The organism is Rhizobium sp. USDA 4016 (assembly GCF_056279705.1).
Window position 1 is genome coordinate 227,237 of record NZ_JBWCCY010000004.1, and the last position, 22,336, is coordinate 249,572.

Below are 22,336 nucleotides of genomic sequence, written 5' to 3' on the forward strand. Positions count from 1 at the left end.
CCTAAGTCCCGATGTGCGTCTGGCCGCGTTTCTTGGCAAGCGCGATCTGCAGTTGCCGCTGGCGATAGCGCAGCCGGTCGTCTTCAGTGCGCGTGTGGTAGCAGCTGCTGCAGGAAACGCCTTCCTCGTAAAGCGGCGACGTGATCTCTTCTGCGGTGATCGGATTGCGGCAGGCATGGCAGAGCTTGTGCTCGCCTTCCTTCAGTCCGTGCTCGACCGACACCCGCTCGTCGAAGACGAAACAGGCGCCATCCCACAGACTTTCCTCCCGCGGAACTTCCTCCAGATATTTCAAGATGCCGCCCTTGAGGTGGTAGACCTCCTCAAAGCCCTGCTCCTTCATGAAAGCCGTCGCCTTTTCGCAGCGGATACCACCGGTGCAGTACATGGCGATCTTCGGCTTGTTGTGCAGGCCGGTGTTCTGGCGCACCCATTCCGGAAACTCGCGGAAGGTCTTGGTTTTCGGATCGACGGCACCACGGAAGGTGCCGATCGCCGTTTCGTAGTCGTTGCGCGTGTCGATGACGATGGTGTCGGGATCGGATATCAAGGCGTTCCAATCCTGCGGCATCACATAAGTCCCAACCACCTTGTTGGGGTCGATATTCTCGACGCCCATCGTGACGATCTCTTTTTTGAGTTTCACCTTCATGCGCAGGAAAGGCATTTTGGATGCGCGGCTTTCCTTGTGTTCCAGGGCGGTGAATTCCGGCTGCGCCCGCAGGTAGGCGAGCACCATTTCGATGCCAGCATCCGGCCCGGCGATCGTCCCGTTGATACCCTCATGCGCCAGGAGCAGCGTTCCCTTCACGCCGTTTTCTTCGCAAAGCGTCTGCAGCGGCGCGCACAGGCTTTCGAAGCGCGGCACGGAAACAAAATGATAAAGCGCCGCCACGAGGAACGGGCTGGTGTGAGTGATGCTGTCGGTCATGCGCGCTGAAATACAGTCTGCAGCGTTTTCGCGCAAGCGTTGCCATTGCGGCCGCAGCTAAGGCTCGACACTTGTCGAATTCAGTTCCGGCTCAACTGCCAGAGTGCTTCAATCCGGTTGGCCTCGCGTTGCGGTTTGTCGGCAAAGACGCGGCCGGCGTCGGCGAGCGCGCTTTGCCGCTCTTCCTGCTGACGGAAGATGATGGCATCGAGCAGGTGGGCGAGATCTTCATTGCGCGTAAAGAGCTGCGGCTCTGCCTCGACCAGTTGCGAAAGCACCGAGAGATCGTTGACGTGGCCGAGCCGTTCTGCGAGATCCTTGGCTGCATCTTGCTTCGCCTTCATCGCGGCGGGCCACAGATTGCGCAGCAGCGTGTGATAGAGCCGGTAGTCATAGGTCCGCTTGCGCAGTTCATGAAAATCCTCGACCGCTGCCGTATCGTGGCATGCATCGAGCGCTGTCCGCCCTCTTCGCAAAGTTCGCCGCCAGCTTTTAGCAAGCATGCGGGCGTTTCTACGGGGGTTGTTCTTGAAAGAAACCTTATCGACTGCGGCGATCGCGTCCTTTAGCGAGATGGCCGTGTCGTGAAGCTTCTGTTCAAGGCCGCTTTCGGCCTCCGCCATCCAGTCACGCCGTGCTTGCAAAATGGTGACGACGCGGCTGAGCGCTTCGCTCTCTACGTCGCCGCGGGCGCCTTTATGCAAATATTCGGCAGTGCCGATCAGGGCTGCTGCGTCCCGGATCGATGAAAGCGATTTTGCGGTGTCGCGCAGCCTGGCATTTTGTCGCTTCTGAAAGTTTGGCACCTCTTTCGCCACGAGCCGGTAAAGAGAGCGCAGCCGCTTCACGTTCTTGCGAAAATCATGGACCGCCTCATCCGCGCCGTCCGGCCGCTCCTCGAGAACGGCAATGGCACGTTCAAGCTGTTCCGTTGCCACTCTTCGGAACTCATCGGTGAAATCGAAATCAGGCCGTATGCGAAAGGGCATCCTGATCGTACTCGAATTCGGTCGCGAGCGCTTGGTTGGAATAGCGGAAATCGCCGGTCACTTCGCGGCCAAGCCAGGCGGGGCGGGAGGGATCGTCATTTTCGGACTTCATCTCCACCTCAGCGATCACCAGGCCGCGATGCGCACCGGCAAAGACATCGACTTCCCAGACGAAGTTGTCATGCGGAACGCGGTAACGCGTCTTTTCGATCACCAGGCCAATGGTGCTCTGCATCAATTCTTCGGCGTCAGAAACGGGGATTTCGTATTCGAACTCGTCTCGGGTCACGGTACTGCGGCCGATCTTGATCGTCAGCCGCGCGCGCTTTCCATCAAGGATGCGCACACGCACGGACCGGTCGTCCATCGAGGCGATGTAACCTTGTCTGAGGATCGATTTCGTCTCGGCCTTCGCGCGCCAGCCGTCGTTGCGTACCAGAAATTTCCGCTCGATCTCTTTCGCCATTTCAGTGAACCTTTTGTGACGATCGCGGTACCGTAACGTAAAACTCCCGGGAGGGATACCCATCTTCTTGCCGCATCTGTTTTGTCTCGACAAAGAGGGTCCAGAGAGGTATTCGGGAGCCCAATTCAATCGTTTAAGGAACCGTGCGGCCATGGGCGAGAAGACAGAAAAGCTCCTTTCCATCCTCAAACTCCAGCCAGTTGTTCCGGTGCTGATCGTCGATGACGTGAAGTCCGGCGTTTCGCTGGCGCGTGCGCTGGTCGCCGGCGGCCTGAAGGCGATCGAGATCACCATGCGCACGCCTGCAGCACTCGATACGGTCCGTGCCGTTTCGCAGGAGGTCGAAGGTGCGGAAGTCGGCGCAGGCACGATCCTGAATGCCCAGCAGTGGGATGCGGCCATTGCTGCCGGCTCGAAGTTCGTCGTCAGCCCGGGGGCCACGCAGGAACTGCTCGACGCCGCTTCGGCATCGCCGGTTCCGCTGCTGCCGGGCGCTGCTACGGCAAGCGAAGTCATGGCGCTTCGCGAAGAAGGCTACCAGGTGTTGAAATTCTTCCCGGCCGAACAGGCGGGCGGTGCCGCATATCTCAAGGCGCTTTCCTCGCCGCTCGCCGGCACCGTTTTCTGCCCGACTGGCGGCATTTCGCTTAAAAACGCCAATGATTACCTGTCGCTGCCGAACGTCATCTGCGTTGGCGGATCCTGGGTGGCGCCGAAGGAACTCGTCGCTGCGGGCGATTGGGACGGCATCACCAAGCTCGCCTCGGAAGCGGCTGCGCTGAAGGCCTGACATTTTCCTGATCGCTTCAGGATGCCGGCGGCTTCGCCGGCATTTGTATTTGTCGATCCGCTTCCTATCTTCAGGTCTGCCTCAACAGGGAGACGATGAAGGATGTTCGACGCGAAGAAGCTTCTTGACCAGTTCCTGGGATCGCAAATACCGGGCGTCGGCGGAAGTGTCCGCAACCGGGCCGGCGATGCCGTCCAGTTGGCCAAGGATAATCCGTGGAAGGCCGGAGCGCTGGCGACCGTGTTTCTCGGAACGAAGACGGGCCGCAATATTGCCGGCAACGCGCTGGCAATCGGCGGGCTCGCAGCTATCGCCGGCCTCGGATACCAGGCCTACAAGAATTACCAGGCGGGCCAGGCACCTGCCACGCCTTCGGATGCCCCTCCGCCCTCGACGCCGGTTCTTCTGCCGGCACCCGCCGATTCAGGTTTCGGTCCGGCTTCGCCTGCTGGCAGCAACGAATTTGCCCTCGTGCTGATCCGCGCCATGATCGCGGCGGCCAAAGCCGACGGGCATATCGACGACGCCGAGCGAGCGCATGTCATGGACAAGATAAAGGCCGCCGACGTCAGCGGCGAAGCCGCGTCCTTCATCGAGCACGAGCTTGCCTCGCCGACCGATCTCGACGCGCTGGTCGCCGCCGCCACTACGGAGGAACAGAAGGTCGAGCTCTATACGGCTTCGCGCCTGACGATCGAGCCGGACTCGCGGGCCGAACGCGGCTATCTCGATCTTCTTGCCGGCCGTCTTGGCCTTGCCGATGCGCTTGTGGACCACATCGAAGCAACGGTTTCCTCCGCCAAGGTTTCCTTGTCACGGTGACATGCAGGCTGGTTGCCTTTCCAGGGCGGCTGGCCTATCCACTCTTCCGACGAGAGGAGTGAGCATGCGCGATCTATCGAATTTCAAGGTGCCGGCACCTGATTATGTGACACTGAAAGGGCGCTACGTGTCGGTCGAGCCCTATGTTCGGGCGGAGCACCTTCAGGCGCTCTGGGACGGCCTCGGCGGCATGGGCATCAACCCGCTGCTTCTCTACTTCGCGCAGGACGATTTTGCCGGCATCGACGATTTCGCCAAGTGGCTTGAGAACGCCTATACCAAGTCTGGCTGGCTCACCCACATCTTCCGCGATACCTCCACCGGCAGGATCGTCGGCATGGCCAATTATATGCGTGCCGACCCGGCCAACGGCGTCGTCGAAATCGGCGGCGTGGCGCACGGGCCGGATATGAAGCGTTCGCCGCTTTCCACCGAAGCGCATTACCTGATGGCCAAGCATGTCTTCGAAGACCTCGGGTACCGCCGCTACGAATGGAAGTGCGACAACAACAACGAGGCCAGCAAGACGACGGCCGCGCGCTACGGCTTCAAGTTCGAAGGTGTTTTTCGTCAGCATATGATCTCCAAGCGCCGCAACCGCGACACGGCTTGGTTCTCGATGATCGACAGCGAGTGGCCGCTGATCAGCGAGGCTTTCGAGACCTGGCTTTCGCCGGAGAACTTCGATGCCCAAGGCAAGCAGCGCCGGCGCCTGCAGGATATCCGTTCCGATCTTGAAAAGGAAAGGCTCGCATGAGCCCCGAAAGCCGTTCTCAGGCGATCGCCGCCGCGACCATCCTCATTTGCGCGGGACTAGTCATCTATTTCCTGCCGACGCTCGTTCTTTGGATCGGCAGCTATTCTCCCGCGCTTGCGGTCATTGCCGGCGCGGCGCTGCTGCTCGGCTTCTTCGCGATATTCTGGCTGAGGGCGCACTATCAGCGAGGCAGGGGGAAATAAGAGCCTACCCCTGAAGCGAGGCGCCGAGCAGCAGCACGCCCATGCAAATCACCAGGACGGCGCCCAGGATTTCGATCGCGTTGCCAATCCAGATCGATCTCGCTGAGCCACGGCCGGAGATGCGGACGGCGGTGCCCTTGGCGGCGACGGCAAGGATCGCGAGGATGGCGACCGTGATGGCCGTGCCAAGCGACATGGCGAGCACAGAAAGAATGCCGCCGAGATAAAGGCCGTTCAGCAGCGAAAAGGTCATGACGAGCAGCGCGCCGGAGCAGGGGCGAAGGCCGACGGCAACGATCGCAGACCAGGCTTCCCGGATACTGAATTTGTCGCCGCCCAGCAGCGACGGGTCCGGCGCATGAGAGCGGCCGCAGGTTTCGCAGGCCATGCCGGCGATGAAGTTATGTCCCGCCTTGCGTGCCTGCTTCTCGCCGAAGGCATAGGCTTCCCTGCGGCTTTCATTGTCCTTCCAGTCGAGCATCATGCTGACCGGACCGGCAGAGGTCTCCACGACTTCACGCTTTGGCAGGCCGCTGATCATCGAACGCAATTTGCGAAAAAGCAGCCAGCCACCGAAGGCGATGACCATGACGAAGCTTGTGATCTCCATCGCATTCGTCGCCTGCGTCAGGGTTATGCCGCTGCCACGCAGGATGAGCCAGGCACCGCCGACGAGCGCCACTGCCACTGCACCCTGAATGAAGGCTGAGATGAAGGAGATCACTACGCCGCGCTTCAGCTCGATTTCGTTGGCGATCATGTAGGAGGAGATCACTGCCTTGCCATGCCCAGGACCGGCCGCATGGAAGACGCCATAGGCGAAGGAAAGGCCGATCAGCGACGCAAGCTGCCACGGGTCTTCACGCATTGCCCTCAGGGCATCCGTCAGCGCGCGGTAGAAGGCCTGCTGTTCGTAATTGATGTAGGCAAGCAGCGGCGCCAGCGGTCCACCTGTCGGCTGGAAACTTGGCTCCGCAGTTCCAATCCCGAGCGGCGATTGCGCATGCGCCACGTTCATGAGCGCCAGCAGCGCGAATGCGGCCGTTGGAAGGAACAGCAAAGCGCTCCGTTTCAGCATGAAACCTCCAGCCTGGTGGCAAAGAGCTTGGACATGTCGGTGCCGGTCGGATCGTTGAAGAAGGCGTCGGTCAGCGACTGCTTGTTTTGAGAAATCACCTGATCGGCGTCCGGCCGCAGCACATCATGCTTGCAGTTCTTGAAGCCGTCCCCGACTGTTGCCAGCTCCTTGTCCGTCGGGAAGTCGATCGAGGTGTAGAGCGTGGGGTCGTAGACGCCGAAGGTGAGTTTGCCCTTCAGCGGCATCTTCTCCGCGGGCTTTACCGCGAAGAACATCAGAAGCTGACCTTCCTTGTAGTCGACGTGAATGATGTCCGGCTTCTGCACGGTCACGTTCTTCCCGTCGATCGTCAGATTCATGTAGTAGTCATAGTCCGAGAGCGACTCGCGGACAGTCTTGCCGACTTCGGCGAGCTCGTTCGGCTCCAGCTTCAGATCGGTGTTCTTGTCGAAATCCATGACGACGGAGGAGGAGAACACCTCGTCGAAACGCCAGACGTTTCGCAACTCCTGAACGCTCCCGTCGGGCGCTGCCACGACTTCGAGCCGAGCTTCCACGAAAATATGCGGGTGTGCCATGGCCGCGGCCGGCGCAAGTAAGATCAGCGCGGCCATCAGGTAAGTGGATTTCTTCATGTGTCTGGTTACCGCTCTGCCCAAATCGGTTGGTGTCTTCTTGCCGGAGAATGGGACGGAATTGGGACCTGCCTCAAGGTGACAAAGTGAATCAGGCCGGCTTCAAGCCTGCTTCTTGAACCAAGCATGGAGGTAATCCACGAAGATGCGCACCTTTGCCGGCAGGTAGCGCCGATGCGGATAAACGGCATAAATCCCGCGATCGGTCGGTATGTAGTCGTTGAACAGCGTCACGAGCCGGCCGTCCTCGATCGGCTTACGAGCGATGAAGTCCGGGATGACCGCAATGCCGATGCCGGAAAGAGCCGCGCGCAATGTCGCATGCGGGCTGTTCACCTCGATCGGTCCGGAAACCGCGACGGCGAAGGACGTGCTGTCCGGATTGTAGAAACGGACGCTTGCCTGCGTGCGCGAGTTCGTATCCACGATGAAGGGAACGTTGGAAATGTCCGTCGGATGTTCGAGGTTCGGATAGCGCTCGAGAAACTCCGGCGTGGCGCAGACGTGGACGCGGAAATCCGAGATCTTTCGCGCGATCATTCCCGAATCTTCTAGCTTCGTGACGCGGATCGCCAGGTCGAAACCTTCTTCGATCAGATCGACGAACCGGTCGTCTGCGGCGATTTCCAGCTGCAGATCCGGATTCTCCTTGGCAAAATCGATCAACGACTGACCGACATCGGCATCGACAAAGGTGCGCGGCACCGAGATCTTCAGCCGGCCTTTGAGTTGCGCGTTGTTCTCGCGGACCAGATCGGCGAGGTTGTCGATCTCCTTCAGAATGTCGGAGGCGGTGCGGTAATAAGTATGCCCGGCCTCGGTCATCGAAAACTGCCGGGTGGTGCGATTGAGCAGCAGGGCGCCCAACTCGTCTTCCAGCTCGCGCACATATTTGGAAAGCAGCGCCTTGGAGCGGCCGGTGCGCCGCGCTGCGGCGGAAAAACCTTCCGCTTCAACGACATCGATGAAGGCGCGTATGCGCGTCAGTGTGTCCATGGCCATCTCCCGTTGTTGCGGAAGATTGAACAAATTGCGCGCAGTTGTTCAATTTATTTTTTGAGCGAAGGGCAAAAAAATTCTTGATTATGACTGCGAATATTCTTATCTCGTCCTCAGCCCAAAGTCGCACGTGCCCATGGGTGTCCGCCGACCCTCGATTAGGTGAGGTCATCGGTAAGGTACCTGGAACTAACCCCTCCAGTCGCTATTCCGGCCAACCGGGAAATGCGAGGACGCCTAAGCAACGACGGTGCGGGCCTTTCTGGTGTCTTCCGGCTTTCCATCAGCCGGGGTTACTGAAGAGGCACACCTTCATTGCCGGAAGTGCGGTTGGGATTTTCCCTCCAATCCATGGCAGACAAAGCCGAACTATGCCGCTGTCGTGGCGTTGGTTCAATATTTGCGCATCGAGCGCTTGCTATGGTTCCGGGGTCTCCACCGGCTGGTTCCAATGCGAGCATTCGTATGCCCTTTGTCCTCCGGTTTTTGCCGGAGCTCTGGAATTGGAAGAGGGAATCGATATGACCACCCAGCGCATCCGCGACTTTCTCGCAACCCGACGTCCCGACGGTCCCTGCCTCGTGGTCGACCTCGACGTCGTGCGCGACAATTTCAACGCCTTCCGTCATGCGATGCCGGACAGCGCGATCTACTATGCTGTCAAGGCAAACCCGGCTCCGGAAGTGCTGAAGCTGCTGGCTTCGCTCGGCTCCAATTTCGATTGCGCGTCTGTCGCTGAAATCGAAATGGCACTGGATGCCGGTGCGACCGCTGCACGCATCTCCTACGGCAATACGATCAAGAAGGAGCGCGACGTCGCCCGCGCCTGTGCGCTCGGCGTCAGCCTCTTTGCGGTCGACAGCCACGAGGAAGTCGAGAAGATCTCGCGCGCCGCTCCCGGCGCCCGCGTGTTCTGCCGCGTGCTCACGGATGGCGAAGGCGCCGAATGGCCGCTATCGCGCAAGTTCGGCTGCGTCCCGCAAATGGCTGTCGATGTTCTTGTCTATGCCCATCAGCTCGGCCTCGAATCCTATGGCGTCTCGTTCCATGTCGGTTCGCAGATGACCAAGGTTGATGCCTGGGATTCGGCTCTTGCCGATGCCAAGCGCGTTTTCGTGCAGCTTGCCAAGCAGGGCATCCATTTGCAGATGGTCAACATGGGCGGCGGCTTCCCGACGAAATACCTTCGTGACGTTCCGTCGGCCGAGGCTTATGGCCGTTCGATCTACCAGAGCCTGCGCGATCACTTCGGCAACCAGATCCCGAAGACGATCATCGAGCCGGGCCGCGGTATGGTCGGCAATGCCGGCGTCATCAAGGCTGAAGTGGTGCTTGTCTCGAAGAAGTCGGACAACGACACGGCCCGCTGGGTATTCCTCGACATCGGCAAGTTCGGCGGTCTCGCCGAAACGATGGATGAGGCCATCCGCTACCCGATTCGCACCGAACGCGACGGCGACAAGATGGAGCCTTGCGTCATCGCCGGCCCGACCTGCGATTCGGCCGACGTGCTCTACGAGAAGAACCTCTACCCGCTGCCGGTGAGCCTCACCATTGGCGACGAGGTTCTGATCGAAGGCACCGGTGCCTATACCACGACCTATTCGGCGGTTGCTTTTAATGGCTTTGAGCCGCTGAAGGCCTACGTCATCTGATCCAGCCGGCCCCGTAGCCAATCGGGGCGGCACCTTCACAATTTCCTTTCGACACCGTCTGAAACGGTTTTGAGTTCGGGAGGCCAAGATGGCCGCTGTTCTTGATTCTGTCCGCGCATTCTTTGCGCCCTCCGTCTTCACCATCGATTCCGAGAATCCGTCGGATGTCGTACCGCGCGAGAACCTGCTCGATCGCGCCATGGGTCCGAACCGCCGCAAGAAGTCGTCGGAGAAGATCCGGCGCGGCCGCATCCCGGCAGAAGGCTTGGCACTTGTCGCGCGCGACCGCGACGGCCATGTCATCGGCACCGTGCGCCTCTGGAACATCGAGGCTGGCGTCAACACCGACGGCACGTCGATCAATGCGTTGCTGCTCGGCCCTTTGGCCGTCGATCCGACCTTTGAGGGCAAGGGTGTCGGTTCGGCGCTGATGCGTGCGGCGATTCTCGAGGCCAAGAACCGCGGACATGGCGCGATCCTGCTCGTCGGAGATGCTGCCTATTACGAGCGCTTCGGCTTCTTTGCCGAGAAGGCTTGCCATCTCGTCATGCCCGGCCCGTTCGAACGCTCGCGCTTCCTGGCGCTGGAGTTGACGGAAGGCTGGCTTGACGGCGCAGCCGGCATGATTGTTCCCTCGGGGCGCATGCTGGCCAAGGCGCCGCTCCGGAAGGCCGCCTGACGGGTCGAGCCTCTCCCTGAAACGGGAGGGGCTTTTTCTTTTAAGCCCTTATGCGCCCTTTCGCGACAAGCCACTGGACCGACTCCTGCACAGCCTGGAGGGAGCTGTGGCGCGGCGTGAACCCCAGCAGACGCCTTGCCTTGTCCATTGAGCAATTCGGGCTCCGGGCGATGTGCTCCCACGTCGCCCTTGCGTCCTCGGCGCTTTCCATTTTCGACCATTCGTCATAGGGGAAAAATTCGAGCTTCGGCTCATGACCGAACCAGCGAAACATCGCTTCGGCATATCCTCTCAACGTCAGTGCCTGGTCGGAAACCGCGTGGAAGCTTTCTCCGGTTGACGCTTGCCAATTGCTGATCGCTGCCATGAACATGCCTGCCACATCGTCAGCGTGAACATGATGAACGGTCTCCAAACCGAGATTCGGCAATCTCAGCGTCTCGCCGCGCGCAATCGTCGAAAAGACGGAAATGTTGAAATGTCCGGCGGGGTTGAGTGGAGGCCAGCCCGGTCCAACGATATGGCCGGGATGGATGAGGGTTGCGGGAAAGGCCCGCCGTCGTGCCTCGCCTAGAAGATAGTCCTCGATTGCCTTCTTCTGCTCGCCATAGTCTCCAAAGGGCGTTTTCGGCGCATCCTCGCGCGTCGGAACCGAAATGGAATGGCCGTGCGTCCAGATGGTGCCGGTGTGCAGAAAATGGCCGACATGGCCATCCAACACTCCCGCCAGATGGCGAGCGCTCTCCAACGTGAAACAGATCATGTCGATGACGATATCGGGCCTCAGTGCGCGGACGGCGGGGCCGAAGCTGCCTTCCTCCTCCATTGGCGCCCTATCCATCTGCTGCCGTTCGACGCTCTGCCATGTTGCGTGGGGACAGTAGGGGTCCGCTTTGCCGCGGCTGATTGCAACGACGTCATGCCCGGCCTCGACAAGACGCGGGACGAGATATGTGCCGACATGGCCAGTTGCTCCGATCACGATTACGCGTGCCATCGTTTTTACGCTCCTGCCGTGTGTTGAGCTGGTCCGGCCAGTATGTTGGGCGGCCGGTCGATAGGGCAAGCAGGATCATAAACTTTCACGTCCGCGTGAATCGGCACTTCGGGCGGATGAATTCTGCGTGGGATTGCGCTAGCTCATGGCGATGACCAGAGCCTTCCTCATATGGTTTGCCCTTTTCCTTTCCGCCGCGCCGGTCTCAGCCCAGCAGGAAAACGATCGCCTTGCGTCGCTGCTCGACAACTTCGCTTCCCGCGAGGAACTGAAATCGCTGAAAACCATCATCATTTCACGTGACGGAAAGATTGTTGCCGAGCGCGGCTATCGCGGGCATACAGCGTCGGAATCGACCAATATCAAGTCCGCCTCGAAAGCGATCGTCTCCGCCCTTGTCGGCATCGCCGTCAGCAAGGGTGTGCTTGAAGGACCGGATCAGAAGATTGCCCCGATCCTGAAGGCGGATCTGCCGCAATCACCCGATCCGAGGCTGAACGAGATCACCATCGGAAACCTGCTGTCCATGCAGGCGGGGTTGGGCCGTATGTCGGGACCGAACTACGGACGCTGGGTTGCAAGCCGAAACTGGGTGCGTTTTGCACTCTCGCAACCCTTCGACGATGAGCCCGGGGGCCGAATGCTGTACTCGACCGCCTCGACACATCTCCTGTCTGCAATCCTGACGAAGGCGAGTGGTAAGACAACCCTTGCCTTGGCACGGGAATGGCTCGGGCCAGTCGAAGGCTTTCGGATCGGCGCCTGGGAGCGCGATCCACAGGGCATCTATCTCGGCGGAAACCAGATGGCCATGAGCGCCCGCTCGTTGCTTGCTTTTGGCGAGCTCTATCGCAACGGCGGCAAGACGCGGGAGGGGCGACAAGTCGTTCCCGCCGAGTGGATTGCCGCGTCCTGGCAGCCGCGCACCAACTCGCGCTTCTCGGGCGATGCCTATGGCTACGGATGGTTTGAGCGCAATCTCGGCGGCGAGGACGTGCATTTCGCATGGGGCTACGGTGGGCAGATGCTCTACATCGTGCCGTCGCTCAATCTGACCGTGGTGATGACCTCGCAGGAAAGCGGGCCATCGGCCCGCAACGGCTATCGCGATGCCTTGCACGGCGTGCTCGGCGAGATTGTCGAAAATGCCCGGACATCCTGACCGGAAGGGATGGCGAAGGCACTCAGCCATCACCATCGGAAGAGTTTGAGCGGTCAGGCCGAGATATCGACGACGCCGCAGTCGCCTGCTTCCGAGGCGAAGGCGAGCAGCTTGCCGTTCTTGCTCCAGCTCATCGCGGTGATAGCGCCCTTTCCAGGGCGGCGGATCAGCGCCTCTTTACTGTCTGCAATCCGCACGGCAAGGATCATGCCGTCGATGAAACCGATTGCAAGGATGTCCTCAGCCGGATGGAACTTGACCGCGGTCGCCATGATGTTGGCGCGCGTGCCGAGCTCCAGCGGCGCCTTGCCCATCGGACCGTCCTTGCCCTGGAAGGGCCAGACGATCGCTGCTGGCGCGCCAGACGAGGCGAGCCACTTGCCCTTGGCGGACCAGGAGAGCGACTTCACCTTGGCCGGATAACCGGTCATGCGCATGTGACGCGCCTCAGCCCCCGGCTTGGCGTCAAGCTTCCAGCCGTGCAGGGCGTTTTCCTGCATGGTGGTCACGAGGAAATTGCCGTCGGGCGAGAATGTGACACCCGTATGCGCGCCCTTCCATTCCAGATCGACCGGCTTTGCATTCATGCCAACCCAGTGCAGCGATACTCCGTTGTAGCGCGCTGCAGCGATGCGCATGCCTTTCGGTGCAAAGGCAAGGCCTTCGACCGTCCGCTCCTCTGTGATTTCCTTAGTGTCGCCATTCGAAAGACGAACAAAGGCGCTCTTTCCATAGGCATAGGCGACGGCACCCTGCGGGCCGGCCGCCACCTGCGAAATCCATTTGCGCGGCACGTTAGCGATCTCGCTGACGCCGGCGTCGGCCGCAATGCGCAACACCTTGCCATCTTCGCCGCCGGAAATCAGGCTTTCGCTATAGGGATCGCGGATGCAGGTGAGCATGCCCTGATGGGCTTCGCAAACCTTCTCGCCGCCATCCAGCCGGTGAAGCGTGCCGGCGGCATTCGCGAAGAAGGGGACATCACCTAAAAATTCGACGGCCAGAATGTGGCCGTCGAGATCAAGCGGGGCAACTGTTGGCATCAGGCCGCGGCCTCGCATGCCTTGAAGGAGGCTTCGAGCTTTTCGCGGTCGAGTTCGCGGCCGATGAAGACGAGCCGCGTCTCATGTTTCTCGCCATCCTTCCAAGGGCGCTGGTGGTCGCCCTCGACGATCATATGCACGCCCTGGACGACATAACGCTCGGCATCGTCCTTGAAGGCGATGATGCCTTTAAGGCGCAGGATGTTCGGACCCTGCGTCTGGGTGATCTTCTGGATCCAGGGGAAGAAGCGCTCGGGGTTCATCTCGCCGCCGCGGAGCGACACCGACTGCACCGTCACGTCGTGGATCGGCGACACCGCGCCGTGGTGATGATGGCCATGGTCGTGATCATGGTGATCATGGTGATCATGATCGTGATCATGATCATGATGATGGTGGTCGTGATCGCAATCCGGGCCACAGACGTGATCGTCGTGCTCCTGCTCCAGGAAGTGCGGGTCGTTTTCCAGCGCGCGTTCAAGGTTGAAAGCGCCCTGATCCAGCACGCGGGCGAGATCGACGCCGGAGCGGCTCGTCTTGTAGACGCGAGCCGACGGGTTGATGGCCCGGACGATATCCTCGATCTGCGCCAGTTCTTCCGGCGAGACGAGATCAGTCTTGTTGATGAGGACGACGTCGGCAAAGGCAATCTGGTCTTCGGCCTCGCGGCTATCCTTCAGACGCAGCGGCAGGTGCTTGGCATCGACAAGGGCGACAACGGCGTCGAGTTCCGTCTTGGCGCGCACGTCGTCATCCATGAAGAAGGTCTGGGCGACCGGCACCGGATCGGCAAGTCCGGTCGTCTCGACGATGATGCCGTCGAAGCGTCCGGGGCGGCGCATCAGGCCCTCGACGACGCGGATCAGGTCGCCGCGCACGGTACAGCAGACACAGCCGTTGTTCATCTCGTAGATTTCCTCGTCCGACTCGACAATCAGGTCGTTGTCGATGCCGATCTCGCCGAATTCGTTGACGATGACCGCGTATTTCTTGCCGTGGTTTTCGGACAGGATGCGGTTAAGCAGCGTCGTCTTGCCGGCGCCGAGATAGCCGGTGAGCACGGTGACGGGGATGGGTTTCTGCTGAGTCGAAATTGCGTCGGTCATGAGAACCTCGAAGAATGGGCTTGCCGCCAAGGGGGCTTTAAACGGACGGTTCCATATAAGGATTTGGACGCGTCAGTTCAAAGGTTTTATAATGTTATAAGATCACATTGTTTTCGGATCGCTCTATTTGAGTTCGGATGTGTCAAACGCATCCACATCCTGCAGCAGCTCCATCAGCCCCTTAACCGCATGGCCGACCAGCGCTTCGCCTTTCTCGACCGTTGCGGCAACGGCGTTTCCGGCCGCGCCTTTGACGTTCAGATCTAGCATCTTCCAGCCGAAGGCGTGCGGCCCGTAGGCCCGTAGATGCTTGAAGCGGCTGGCAAATTCCAGCTGCCTTGAAGCGAAGTTCTCAGCCTTGGACATGGCGACCCTACCGGGATGCAGCGCCAGCATGACCGAGGTTTCGATATCGCCGCCGTGGATGTCGATCGCCTTGTTTTCAGCTGAAATCACCTCTTCCGGCACGCCGAAACGGGTCCAGCTGGTCGCAACGGCCAGCATGTTGAACTTCACCCGCGCTTCGGTTGCGACGATTGTCATCAGCGGTGAATTTCCGCCGTGGGCGTTCAACATCACCAGTTTGCGGCAGCCGAGATCGCGCAGCATTCCGGCAATTGCGAGCCAGCGGTGGATCGCTTCGCTGTAGGTCAGCGTCTTCGTACCTACGACATCCATGTGTTCGATCGAGTAGCCGACCGGTTCTGTGGGCAGGAAAGTGACCGGCAATGTTGAGGGGAGGGCAGCCTTTAGCCTTTCGACGATGCCTTCGGCAATCAGCGTATCGGTTTCGAAGGGCAAGTGCGGGCCGTGCTGCTCATGCGCGCCGAGCGGCAGAACCGCGATCCAGTTCCGGCGATCTTCGGCCGAAAGTGCGGCATCGTTGTCTGCGAAGTTCCGGGCAGGCGCTGTCATCCGGTTTCAATGCCCCTTGTTTATGACGTGAACCTGCGCAATGTCATAACGCAGCGTTGTCACGGCTTAAAGATCAAAGGGATGGCGATGGGGAAGAAGCACAAAGACGGCAAGAAAAACAAGTCCAAGAAAAAGGACCAGACCGAATATACGCTTGCCGATCTTTCGCCGGCTTTGACGCAGGCTGCGCGGTCGATGCGCACGGTCCTCTCCCGTAGTCTGCTTGAAAGCGGCCTTTACGCCGGCCAGGACGGCGTCATTCTTTCGCTTGCCGAAACCGACGGGATGACGGCAGGCGGCCTTGCTCAGAAGCTCGGCGTCAAGGCGCCAACGATGACTCGCACCATCGGCCGCATGGAAGCCCAGGGCTTCCTGGAGCGCAAGCCGGATGCGGAAGATGCGCGGCTGACGAAGGTCTACCTCACCGAACTCGGGCGCGGCAGCGTGAAGGCGATCGAGATGGCGGCGTCGGCCTGCGATCGGACGGCTACGCTTGATTTTTCGGAGAAAGAAATCCGCAACCTCGTGCGCCTTCTAAAGGCGATCGACAACAATCTCCAGGCAGAAGCAGTGCCGTTCGAAGAACCCGACGAAATTTGACGGTCGATTAAAATTCGGTTTGCCTCTCCGCGTTTAATCTTTTAATTAAACATTTTAAGGGGCGCTCTTTTTCCGGTTCCGCGATGCGCTCCACCATCTCGCGCGTTGCCTGGGGAGGATGCGTGGCTCAAAAGATCAAACTTTCGACAATTGCCGAAACACTCGGCATTTCAACGGCAACGGTATCGCTAGCCTTACGCGACAGCCCGCTCGTTGCGGGCAATACGCGGGAAAAGATCAAGGAACAGGCGCGCGCGCTCGGCTATATCTACAACCGCCGGGCCGCAAGTCTGCGTACGTCTCGCTCGGGCATCGTCGGCGTCGTCGTGCACGACATCATGAACCCGTTCTACGGGGAAATCCTGAAGGCGATCGAGAGCGAGCTCGATCGCAGCCGTCATACCTTCATCCTGTCCAACCACTACGATTCGGTCGAGAAGCAGCGCACCTTCATCGAGACGCTGCTGCAGCTCGGCGGCGATGGCGTCATCATGTCGCCCGCAATCGGCACGCCGCCGGAGGATATGCAGCTTGCCGAGGCCAACGGCATGCCGGCGATCCTTGTCGCGCGCTCGATGGAGGGGATGGACCTGCCGACCTATCGCGGTGACGACAGCTACGGCATTTCGCTTGCCACCAATCACCTGATCGGGCTCGGCCACCGCTCAATCGCCATGATCGGGGGAACGGATCAGACCTCGACCGGCCGCGACCGCTATCAGGGCTATGTCAATGCGCTGCGCAAGGCTGAGATCGAAGTCGATCCCAACCTGCGCATTCCCGGTCCGCGCTCGATGCAGGGCGGGTTCGAGGCGGCTGTGCATTTCCTGTCGCTGCCACAAAAGCCGTCGGCCGCCGTCTGCTGGAACGATCTCGTTGCCATCGGGCTCATGAACGGCATTGCCCGTGCCGGTCTTGTGCCAGGCAAGGACATCTCGGTTACCGGCTATGACGATCTCGAGGAAGCCTCGCTCTCGACACCGGCGCTGACGACGGTCTGGAATGGGCAGGCCGAAGTCGGCCGCCTTGCCGCCCGGGCGCTTCTCGATCGCTTGGCCGGCAGTCACGAGCCGGACGGCATCCACCTGATCAAACCCGAGATGCGCATCCGCCAGTCGACAAGCCCTTACAGACCCCGCCAGTAAGACAAGAGGAAAAGCCATGTCCCGCATCGCCATTCTCGTTCCCGGGAAGATACACGAGCGTGTTCTTGCGACCTTGAAGGACCGTTTCGAAGTTGTCGCCGTCGAAAAAAGCGAGACGTTGGAACTCGACGCCGAAACCGCAAACCGCATTCGCGGCGCGGCCGTCAGCGGCGCGTTTCCCGGCAGGTGGATGGATCAGCTGCCGAGCCTTGAGGTGATCGCGAGCTTCGGCGTCGGCTATGACGCCGTGGACGTCAAGCATGCTGCGGAAAAAGGACTGGTCGTCACCAACACACCGGATGTGTTGAACGACGAGGTCGCCGATACCGCGATCGGCCTGCTGCTCAACACCGTCCGCGAACTGCCGCGGGCGGAGAACTGGCTGCGTGAGGGCCACTGGACGACGGGTTCGGCCTATCCATTATCGCGCTTTTCCTTAAAAGGACGGCATGTCGGTCTCTACGGCCTCGGCCGCATCGGCCAAGAGATCGCCAAGCGCCTCGAACCGTTCAAGGTGAAAATCAGCTATCACACACGCACGATCCATCCAGATATCGCCTATGATTATCACCCGACCCTGAAAGGTCTCGCCGGCGCTGTCGATACGTTGATTGCGATCGTTCCGAAGACACCTCACACCCACAAGACGATCGATGCGGAGATCCTTTCTGCACTCGGCCCTGACGGCATTCTGATCAATGTCGGCCGAGGCTGGACGGTGGATGAAGCAGCGCTCGTTTGGGCGCTGAAGAGCGGCGCACTCGGCGCTGCGGGCCTTGATGTCTTCTACGGCGAGCCGGTGGTCCCGGCGGAACTCTTCAGCTTGCCGAATGCGGTGCTGCTGCCGCACGTCGCGTCCGCCTCGATCCCGACGCGCAACGCGATGGCCGATCTTGTTGCCGGCAATCTGATCGAATGGTTTGAGAAGGGCAGGCCGCTAACCGCGGTGCCGGAGACGCCTTCGGCAAGGTAAGGGGCTCAGTCAACGATGCGCCGCGCCATAACGACATCATCGATTTCCTCGCCCTCGTGAATAATTCCGCCCGGAATTCGCCCGACTTGGCTGAAGCCCTCGCGCTCGTAGAAGCGGATCGCGGGCGGATTCTGCGCGCTTACGGCCAGCTCCAGCTGTCTGATGCCGACCTCTCGAGCGTGCCCGGTCAGTCGTTCCAGTAGCGCCGAAGCGGCGCCCAAACCGCGAAAGCTCTTATGCACGTAAACCATAATAATCGTGGCACGGTGGGCCATCTTGCTCGATTGCTGCCGCATCAAGCCCATCATGCCAACCGGTTTTTCTCGGTGGAATGCGACGAACACTGCATTGTTCGTGAGGCGGTGACGCCATTCATCGTTTGTTAGGCTCTCCCAATCGGCGGCGGTGCTCGCATAGGCCGCGGGCTCGGTCTGCAGCGCCTCCAAGCGGATTTGCCGAAAAGCCTCAATATCCTCGGGGCCGAGGAGCCGTATATTGATCTGCCCGCCGTGAGCCACTGTCGATACCTGTCGTTCTGTCGTGCAACCGGAGCGCCTAGGCCTTAACCTTCATGGAGACATTCTTAGTCGCCGCATATTCCCTTGCCGCATCCCCGAAGGCCGCAAAGATCTGGTTCGAGGGCTTGTCGGTTTCGGCCCAGTATTCCGGATGCCACTGCACGCCGACGGCAAAGGCTTTGGCGTCGATGACGGAAACGGCTTCGATCGTCCCGTCTTCGGCGATCGCCTCCACCTGTAGGCGAGGCGCCGTCTTGGCGATTGCCTGACGGTGCAGCGAGTTCACCAGGACTTCGCCTGGACCGATGATGCGGGCGATGCAGGAGCCTTCCTTGACGAAAACGCTCTGGCGGATAGCATACATTCCGTCGCGATCGACATCGGCTGGCTTCCTGTGGTCCCAGATGCCCTCCTGCTCGTGGATTTCACTGGCAAGGGAACCGCCGAGCGCGACGTTCAGCTCCTGTATGCCGCGGCAGATCGCCAGCAGCGGGATGGCTCGATCGATTGCACGGCGGATGAGGGGTATGGCCGTTGCGTCACGCGCGGGGTCGAAGGGGCCATCGCTCTCGCGAGCCTCGGCAGCGTAGAGCGATGGATGGACGTTGCTCGCCGAGCCCGAAACCAGCAGTCCATCCACTCGGTCAAGGATTGCGTCCGTGTCATAACCTTTTTCGAAGGCAGGAATGATGAAGGCCATGACGCCCGCAGCGTTCAGCGCCGCGCGTACATATTGATGCTGGACGGCATGCCAGTCGGCGCCATCGAGGGTGCGGGTATCGGCAGGAACGGCGACGATAGGCTTCATCATTTTTGGTCCGGAACGCTCTCGATTTTTCTATTGTGAAAACCGAGATCGGCCTCAAAGTCAACTTCTCGACGCAATCGCGGGCCAAATTGCGGCGATCTGCGCCATTCAAGCATAGAGACCTTGCTAAACTGCTGATTTTCGATGGAAACACGTCATTCGCCAAATTGCTGTCGTGTTGCCAAAGTCTGATCGACTAAAGCTTGAAACACACGCGGCCGCATGCTTAGCTCGCCTCCATTGCTGCGGGTAGGGATGAAATTGTCCGCGCATGCCATCTGTACGGGAGGTTTTTGATGGATCGTCGTTCGTTTATTAAGAAGGCCGGAACTGCGGGGGCAGGTGCCGTTGCGGCAAGCGCACTCGCCGCGCCGGCGATCGCACAGGAGAATCCGAAAATTTCGTGGCGCATGACCTCTTCGTTCCCGAAGAGCCTGGACACGATCTTTGGCGGTGCGGAAGATATCGCCAATCACGTCGCCGACGCGACCGACGGTGCCTTCAAGATCCAGCCTTTCGCAGCCGGCGAAATCGTGCCCGGCCTGCAGGCGGCCGACGCCGTCAGCTCGGGTACCGTTGAATGCTGCCACACCTGCTCGTACTATTTCGTCGGCAAGGATCCGACCTATGCAATCGGCACGGCCATTCCCTTCGGCCTCAACGCCCGTCTCACCAACGCCTGGTTCTTCGAGGGCAATGGCATCAACCTGATGAACGAGTTTTATGCCACGCAGGGCATGTTCGGTCTTCCGGCCGGCAATACCGGCGTCCAGATGGGTGGCTGGTTCCGCAAGGAAATCAATACGCTGGACGACCTCAAGGGCGTCAAGATGCGTATCGCCGGTCTTGCCGGGCGCGTCATGGAAAAGCTCGGCGTCATCCCGCAGCAGATTGCCGGCGGTGACATCTATCCGGCGCTCGAAAAGGGCACGATCGACGCGTCCGAGTGGGTCGGTCCCTATGACGACTTGAAGCTCGGCCTGCACAAAGTCGCCAAGTACTACTACTATCCGGGCTTCTGGGAAGGCGGTCCGGCGATCCACGCTTTCTTCAATCTCGAAAAGTGGAACAGCCTGCCGAAGCACTACCAGACGATCCTCGCCGACGCCTGCACCTATTCCAATACCAGGATGATGGCGAAATACGATATGAAGAACCCTTCAGCGCTGAAGCAGCTCGTCGCCGAAGGTGCAACACTGCGTCCCTTCAGCCAGGAAATTCTGGAAGCCGCGTTCCAGGCTTCAACCGGTCTCTATGGCGAGCTCTCGGCTTCGAACCCATCTTTCAAGAAGATCTATGACGACCAGACCGCATTCAAGCGCGATGCTTACCTCTGGATGCAGCTTTCGGAATATACGTTTGACACATTCATGATGATCCAGCAGCGATCGGGCAAGCTCTAGGCGGCTTGGAACCCGTCTGCGCGTTCATCGCATCGCCGACAGAAGCCCCGGATGGAAATCCGGGGCTTCTTCATTTGCATTCAATTGATCTTTGGAGGTTGGCTGAGATCGGGTGGCGGTGCTGGTTGTGCCGGATTGGCCGGCGCGGGCGTCGCAGGGGCTGGCTGCTGACCGGGCAGGCCGTTCAGTGGCGGCAGGGTGAGACCCGGGATCTGTGGTGTACTGCCGCCACCGCCAGGCGCGGGCGGCAGCGAGAGCTGATTGTCGCCGAAGCCGGGTATCTCGATCTTGATCGTGTTGAGGTCCACGGCCGGACCCTTGTTCAGCCAGTAGGTCACGGATTGCGGCCAGAAGATCACGATCGCGACGAGGATGAGCTGCATGACGACCCATGGGATCGCGCCCATGTAGATATCCCGTGTCTTCACGTCACGGCTGGCGATGGAGCGCAGATAGAACAGCGCGAAGCCGAAGGGCGGGTGCATGAAGCTCGTCTGCATGTTCACGCAGATAAGCACGCCAAACCAGATCAGATCGATACCGAGCGCCGAAGCGACGGGTGCCAGCATCGGAATGACGATGAAGGCGATTTCGAAGAAATCGAGGAAGAAGGCGAGGACGAAGATGAAGAGGTTGACGAAGATCAGGAAGCCGACCGGACCGCCCGGGATGCCGGACAGCATGTGCTCGATCCAACGCGAACCATCCATGCCCTGAAAGACGAGGCTGAAGCAAGTCGAGCCGATCAGGATCATCACCACCATCGAGGTGATATGCATCGTCGATGTCATGGCTTCGCGGACCAGCGGCCAGGTCAGGCGGCGGTGGAGCGCTGCAAGCACGATCGCGCCCACGACACCGAGGGCGCCGGCTTCCGTTGGCGTCGCAAGCCCCATGAAGATCGTGCCGAGCACGAGGAAGATGAGGATAATGGAAGGCACCATGCCGGCCAGCACCTTCATCAGCAGTGCCCAGTTGAACTCGCCGCGCACCTCCTTCGGCAGCGGCGGCATCAAGCCTGGCCGGAAGATGGACAGGAACAGGATGAAGCCAAGGAAGATCGCGACCTGCAGGATCGAAGGGCCGATGGCGCCGAGATACATGTCACCGACTGATCTGCCGAGCTGGTCGGCGAGAACGACGAGCACGAGGGAGGGCGGGATGACCTGGGTGATCGTGCCCGACGCGGCGATGACGCCGGTCGCCAGCCGCGGATTGTAGCCGTAGCGCAGCATGATCGGCAGCGAGATCACGCCCATGGTGATGACCGATGCCGCGACCGTGCCGGTGATGGCGCCGAGAACAGCGCCGACGAGGATGACGGCGTAGGCGAGACCGCCAGGAACGGCGCCGAAGAGCTTGCCGGTTCCCTCGAGAAGATCCTCCGCAAGGCCACACCTTTCCAGAATGGCGCCCATGAAGGTGAAGAAGGGTATGGCAAGCAGCAGGTCGTTGGAAACGATGCCGAACACGCGAAGGGGCAGGGCCTGCAGGAAGGCCTCGCTGAAATGGCCGGTTGCTATGCCGATGACCCCGAAGAAAAGGCCGACGGACGCGAGCGAAAAGGCGACCGGAAAGCCGTAGAGCATGAAGATGACCATGCCCAGAAACATCGCCGGCGGAATGATACCGAAGTCAAACAAGTCCGTTCCTCCCGGAGAG

General features: G+C 60.2%; 24 protein-coding genes. 11 read left to right on the forward strand and 13 right to left on the reverse strand.

What is annotated here, in order from left to right; all coding sequences use genetic code 11:
• Position 1: 1 nt before the first annotated feature.
• The 3 genes from trhO to ACZ9DP_RS16350 all read right to left on the reverse strand — a co-directional run bounded on the left by trhO (position 2) and on the right by ACZ9DP_RS16350 (position 2,386).
• Positions 2-931, reverse strand: coding sequence for an oxygen-dependent tRNA uridine(34) hydroxylase TrhO (gene trhO, locus ACZ9DP_RS16340; RefSeq protein WP_476202905.1), 930 nt, complete (start codon positions 929-931; stop codon positions 2-4).
• Positions 932-1,011: 80 nt separating this feature from the next.
• Entirely contained in the window at positions 1,012-1,920 is a 909-nt protein-coding gene (locus ACZ9DP_RS16345; protein WP_476202906.1) for a CHAD domain-containing protein, read from the reverse strand.
• A complete protein-coding gene (locus ACZ9DP_RS16350) occupies positions 1,898-2,386 on the reverse strand; it encodes a CYTH domain-containing protein (RefSeq protein WP_039846143.1) in 489 nt (162 codons plus the stop codon). Before ACZ9DP_RS16350 ends, ACZ9DP_RS16345 begins: the two co-directional genes overlap by 23 nt.
• 151 nt (positions 2,387-2,537) lie before the next feature.
• On the opposite strand from ACZ9DP_RS16350, the gene ACZ9DP_RS16355 reads away from it, so the two are divergent.
• The 4 genes from ACZ9DP_RS16355 (at position 2,538) to ACZ9DP_RS16370 (ending at position 4,958) form a co-directional block, all read left to right on the forward strand.
• Positions 2,538-3,176 (forward strand): 2-dehydro-3-deoxy-phosphogluconate aldolase, encoded by a 639-nt coding sequence (locus ACZ9DP_RS16355; protein WP_476202907.1) that lies wholly within the window; start codon positions 2,538-2,540, stop codon positions 3,174-3,176.
• Between the two features lie 102 nt (positions 3,177-3,278).
• Complete coding sequence (locus tag ACZ9DP_RS16360; protein WP_239596888.1) at positions 3,279-3,998, forward strand: tellurite resistance TerB family protein; 720 nt, start codon at positions 3,279-3,281, stop codon at positions 3,996-3,998.
• 64 nt (positions 3,999-4,062) lie between these two features.
• Positions 4,063-4,755, forward strand: coding sequence for a GNAT family N-acetyltransferase (locus ACZ9DP_RS16365; protein WP_476202908.1), 693 nt, complete (start codon positions 4,063-4,065; stop codon positions 4,753-4,755).
• Positions 4,752-4,958 (forward strand): hypothetical protein, encoded by a 207-nt coding sequence (locus ACZ9DP_RS16370; protein WP_194728223.1) that lies wholly within the window; start codon positions 4,752-4,754, stop codon positions 4,956-4,958. Before ACZ9DP_RS16365 ends, ACZ9DP_RS16370 begins: the two co-directional genes overlap by 4 nt.
• A 4-nt stretch (positions 4,959-4,962) precedes the next feature.
• On the opposite strand, the gene ACZ9DP_RS16375 is transcribed toward ACZ9DP_RS16370, so the two are convergent.
• From ACZ9DP_RS16375 to ACZ9DP_RS16385, 3 genes are all read right to left on the reverse strand, one after another.
• Positions 4,963-6,036, reverse strand: coding sequence for a nickel/cobalt transporter (locus ACZ9DP_RS16375; protein ID WP_476202909.1), 1,074 nt, complete (start codon positions 6,034-6,036; stop codon positions 4,963-4,965).
• On the reverse strand, positions 6,030-6,671 hold the full coding sequence (locus ACZ9DP_RS16380) for a DUF1007 family protein (RefSeq protein WP_194728221.1): 642 nt from the start codon (positions 6,669-6,671) through the stop codon (positions 6,030-6,032). Before ACZ9DP_RS16380 ends, ACZ9DP_RS16375 begins: the two co-directional genes overlap by 7 nt.
• Positions 6,672-6,773: 102 nt before the next feature.
• Positions 6,774-7,667, reverse strand: a complete 894-nt coding sequence (locus ACZ9DP_RS16385; protein ID WP_022715917.1) for a LysR family transcriptional regulator — start codon at positions 7,665-7,667, stop codon at positions 6,774-6,776.
• 524 nt (positions 7,668-8,191) lie between these two features.
• Here ACZ9DP_RS16385 and odc2 point away from each other — a divergent pair.
• On the forward strand, positions 8,192-9,325 hold the full coding sequence (gene odc2 / locus ACZ9DP_RS16390; protein ID WP_028739747.1) for an ornithine/lysine decarboxylase: 1,134 nt from the start codon (positions 8,192-8,194) through the stop codon (positions 9,323-9,325).
• 88 nt (positions 9,326-9,413) lie between these two features.
• Positions 9,414-10,004, forward strand: coding sequence for a GNAT family N-acetyltransferase (locus ACZ9DP_RS16395; protein WP_194728219.1), 591 nt, complete (start codon positions 9,414-9,416; stop codon positions 10,002-10,004).
• Between the two features lie 40 nt (positions 10,005-10,044).
• On the opposite strand, the gene ACZ9DP_RS16400 is transcribed toward ACZ9DP_RS16395, so the two are convergent.
• Positions 10,045-11,001 carry an NAD-dependent epimerase/dehydratase family protein gene (locus ACZ9DP_RS16400; RefSeq protein ID WP_476202911.1) on the reverse strand — a complete coding sequence of 319 codons (957 nt, stop codon included), beginning with the start codon at positions 10,999-11,001 and terminating at the stop codon, positions 10,045-10,047.
• A gap of 151 nt (positions 11,002-11,152) precedes the next feature.
• Here ACZ9DP_RS16400 and ACZ9DP_RS16405 point away from each other — a divergent pair, with 151 nt between their 5' ends.
• Positions 11,153-12,163: a serine hydrolase domain-containing protein gene (locus tag ACZ9DP_RS16405; protein ID WP_476205384.1), complete on the forward strand. Its 1,011-nt coding sequence runs from the start codon at positions 11,153-11,155 to the stop codon at positions 12,161-12,163.
• Between the two features lie 53 nt (positions 12,164-12,216).
• Here ACZ9DP_RS16405 and ACZ9DP_RS16410 read toward each other — a convergent pair whose 3' ends face one another.
• The 3 genes from ACZ9DP_RS16410 to ACZ9DP_RS16420 form a co-directional block, all read right to left on the reverse strand.
• Entirely contained in the window at positions 12,217-13,206 is a 990-nt protein-coding gene (locus ACZ9DP_RS16410; protein WP_074070437.1) for a WD40 repeat domain-containing protein, read from the reverse strand.
• Complete coding sequence (locus tag ACZ9DP_RS16415; protein ID WP_476202913.1) at positions 13,206-14,312, reverse strand: CobW family GTP-binding protein; 1,107 nt, start codon at positions 14,310-14,312, stop codon at positions 13,206-13,208. Before ACZ9DP_RS16415 ends, ACZ9DP_RS16410 begins: the two co-directional genes overlap by 1 nt.
• 123 nt (positions 14,313-14,435) lie before the next feature.
• Positions 14,436-15,227 carry a creatininase family protein gene (locus tag ACZ9DP_RS16420; protein WP_476202914.1) on the reverse strand — a complete coding sequence of 264 codons (792 nt, stop codon included), beginning with the start codon at positions 15,225-15,227 and terminating at the stop codon, positions 14,436-14,438.
• A gap of 87 nt (positions 15,228-15,314) precedes the next feature.
• Here ACZ9DP_RS16420 and ACZ9DP_RS16425 point away from each other — a divergent pair, with 87 nt between their 5' ends.
• From ACZ9DP_RS16425 to ACZ9DP_RS16435, 3 genes are all read left to right on the forward strand, one after another.
• Complete coding sequence (locus ACZ9DP_RS16425; RefSeq protein ID WP_194728216.1) at positions 15,315-15,827, forward strand: MarR family winged helix-turn-helix transcriptional regulator; 513 nt, start codon at positions 15,315-15,317, stop codon at positions 15,825-15,827.
• A gap of 122 nt (positions 15,828-15,949) precedes the next feature.
• Positions 15,950-16,972: a LacI family DNA-binding transcriptional regulator gene (locus ACZ9DP_RS16430; protein WP_022715909.1), complete on the forward strand. Its 1,023-nt coding sequence runs from the start codon at positions 15,950-15,952 to the stop codon at positions 16,970-16,972.
• 16 nt (positions 16,973-16,988) lie between these two features.
• Positions 16,989-17,945: a 2-hydroxyacid dehydrogenase gene (locus ACZ9DP_RS16435; protein WP_074069700.1), complete on the forward strand. Its 957-nt coding sequence runs from the start codon at positions 16,989-16,991 to the stop codon at positions 17,943-17,945.
• 5 nt (positions 17,946-17,950) lie between these two features.
• Here the strand turns inward: ACZ9DP_RS16435 and ACZ9DP_RS16440 are convergent, their stop codons facing one another.
• Both ACZ9DP_RS16440 and ACZ9DP_RS16445 read right to left on the reverse strand, forming a co-directional pair.
• The gene (locus tag ACZ9DP_RS16440) at positions 17,951-18,463 is read right to left on the reverse strand and encodes a GNAT family N-acetyltransferase (protein ID WP_246763243.1); all 513 of its coding nucleotides are present in this window, start codon (positions 18,461-18,463) and stop codon (positions 17,951-17,953) included.
• A gap of 37 nt (positions 18,464-18,500) precedes the next feature.
• Positions 18,501-19,274 carry a gamma-glutamyl-gamma-aminobutyrate hydrolase family protein gene (locus tag ACZ9DP_RS16445; protein ID WP_283069588.1) on the reverse strand — a complete coding sequence of 258 codons (774 nt, stop codon included), beginning with the start codon at positions 19,272-19,274 and terminating at the stop codon, positions 18,501-18,503.
• Positions 19,275-19,567: 293 nt separating this feature from the next.
• On the opposite strand from ACZ9DP_RS16445, the gene ACZ9DP_RS16450 reads away from it, so the two are divergent.
• Complete coding sequence (locus tag ACZ9DP_RS16450) at positions 19,568-20,674, forward strand: TRAP transporter substrate-binding protein (protein WP_476202916.1); 1,107 nt, start codon at positions 19,568-19,570, stop codon at positions 20,672-20,674.
• Between the two features lie 80 nt (positions 20,675-20,754).
• On the opposite strand, the gene ACZ9DP_RS16455 is transcribed toward ACZ9DP_RS16450, so the two are convergent.
• Positions 20,755-22,317 carry a TRAP transporter large permease gene (locus ACZ9DP_RS16455; RefSeq protein ID WP_476202917.1) on the reverse strand — a complete coding sequence of 521 codons (1,563 nt, stop codon included), beginning with the start codon at positions 22,315-22,317 and terminating at the stop codon, positions 20,755-20,757.
• Positions 22,318-22,336 lie beyond the last annotated feature (19 nt).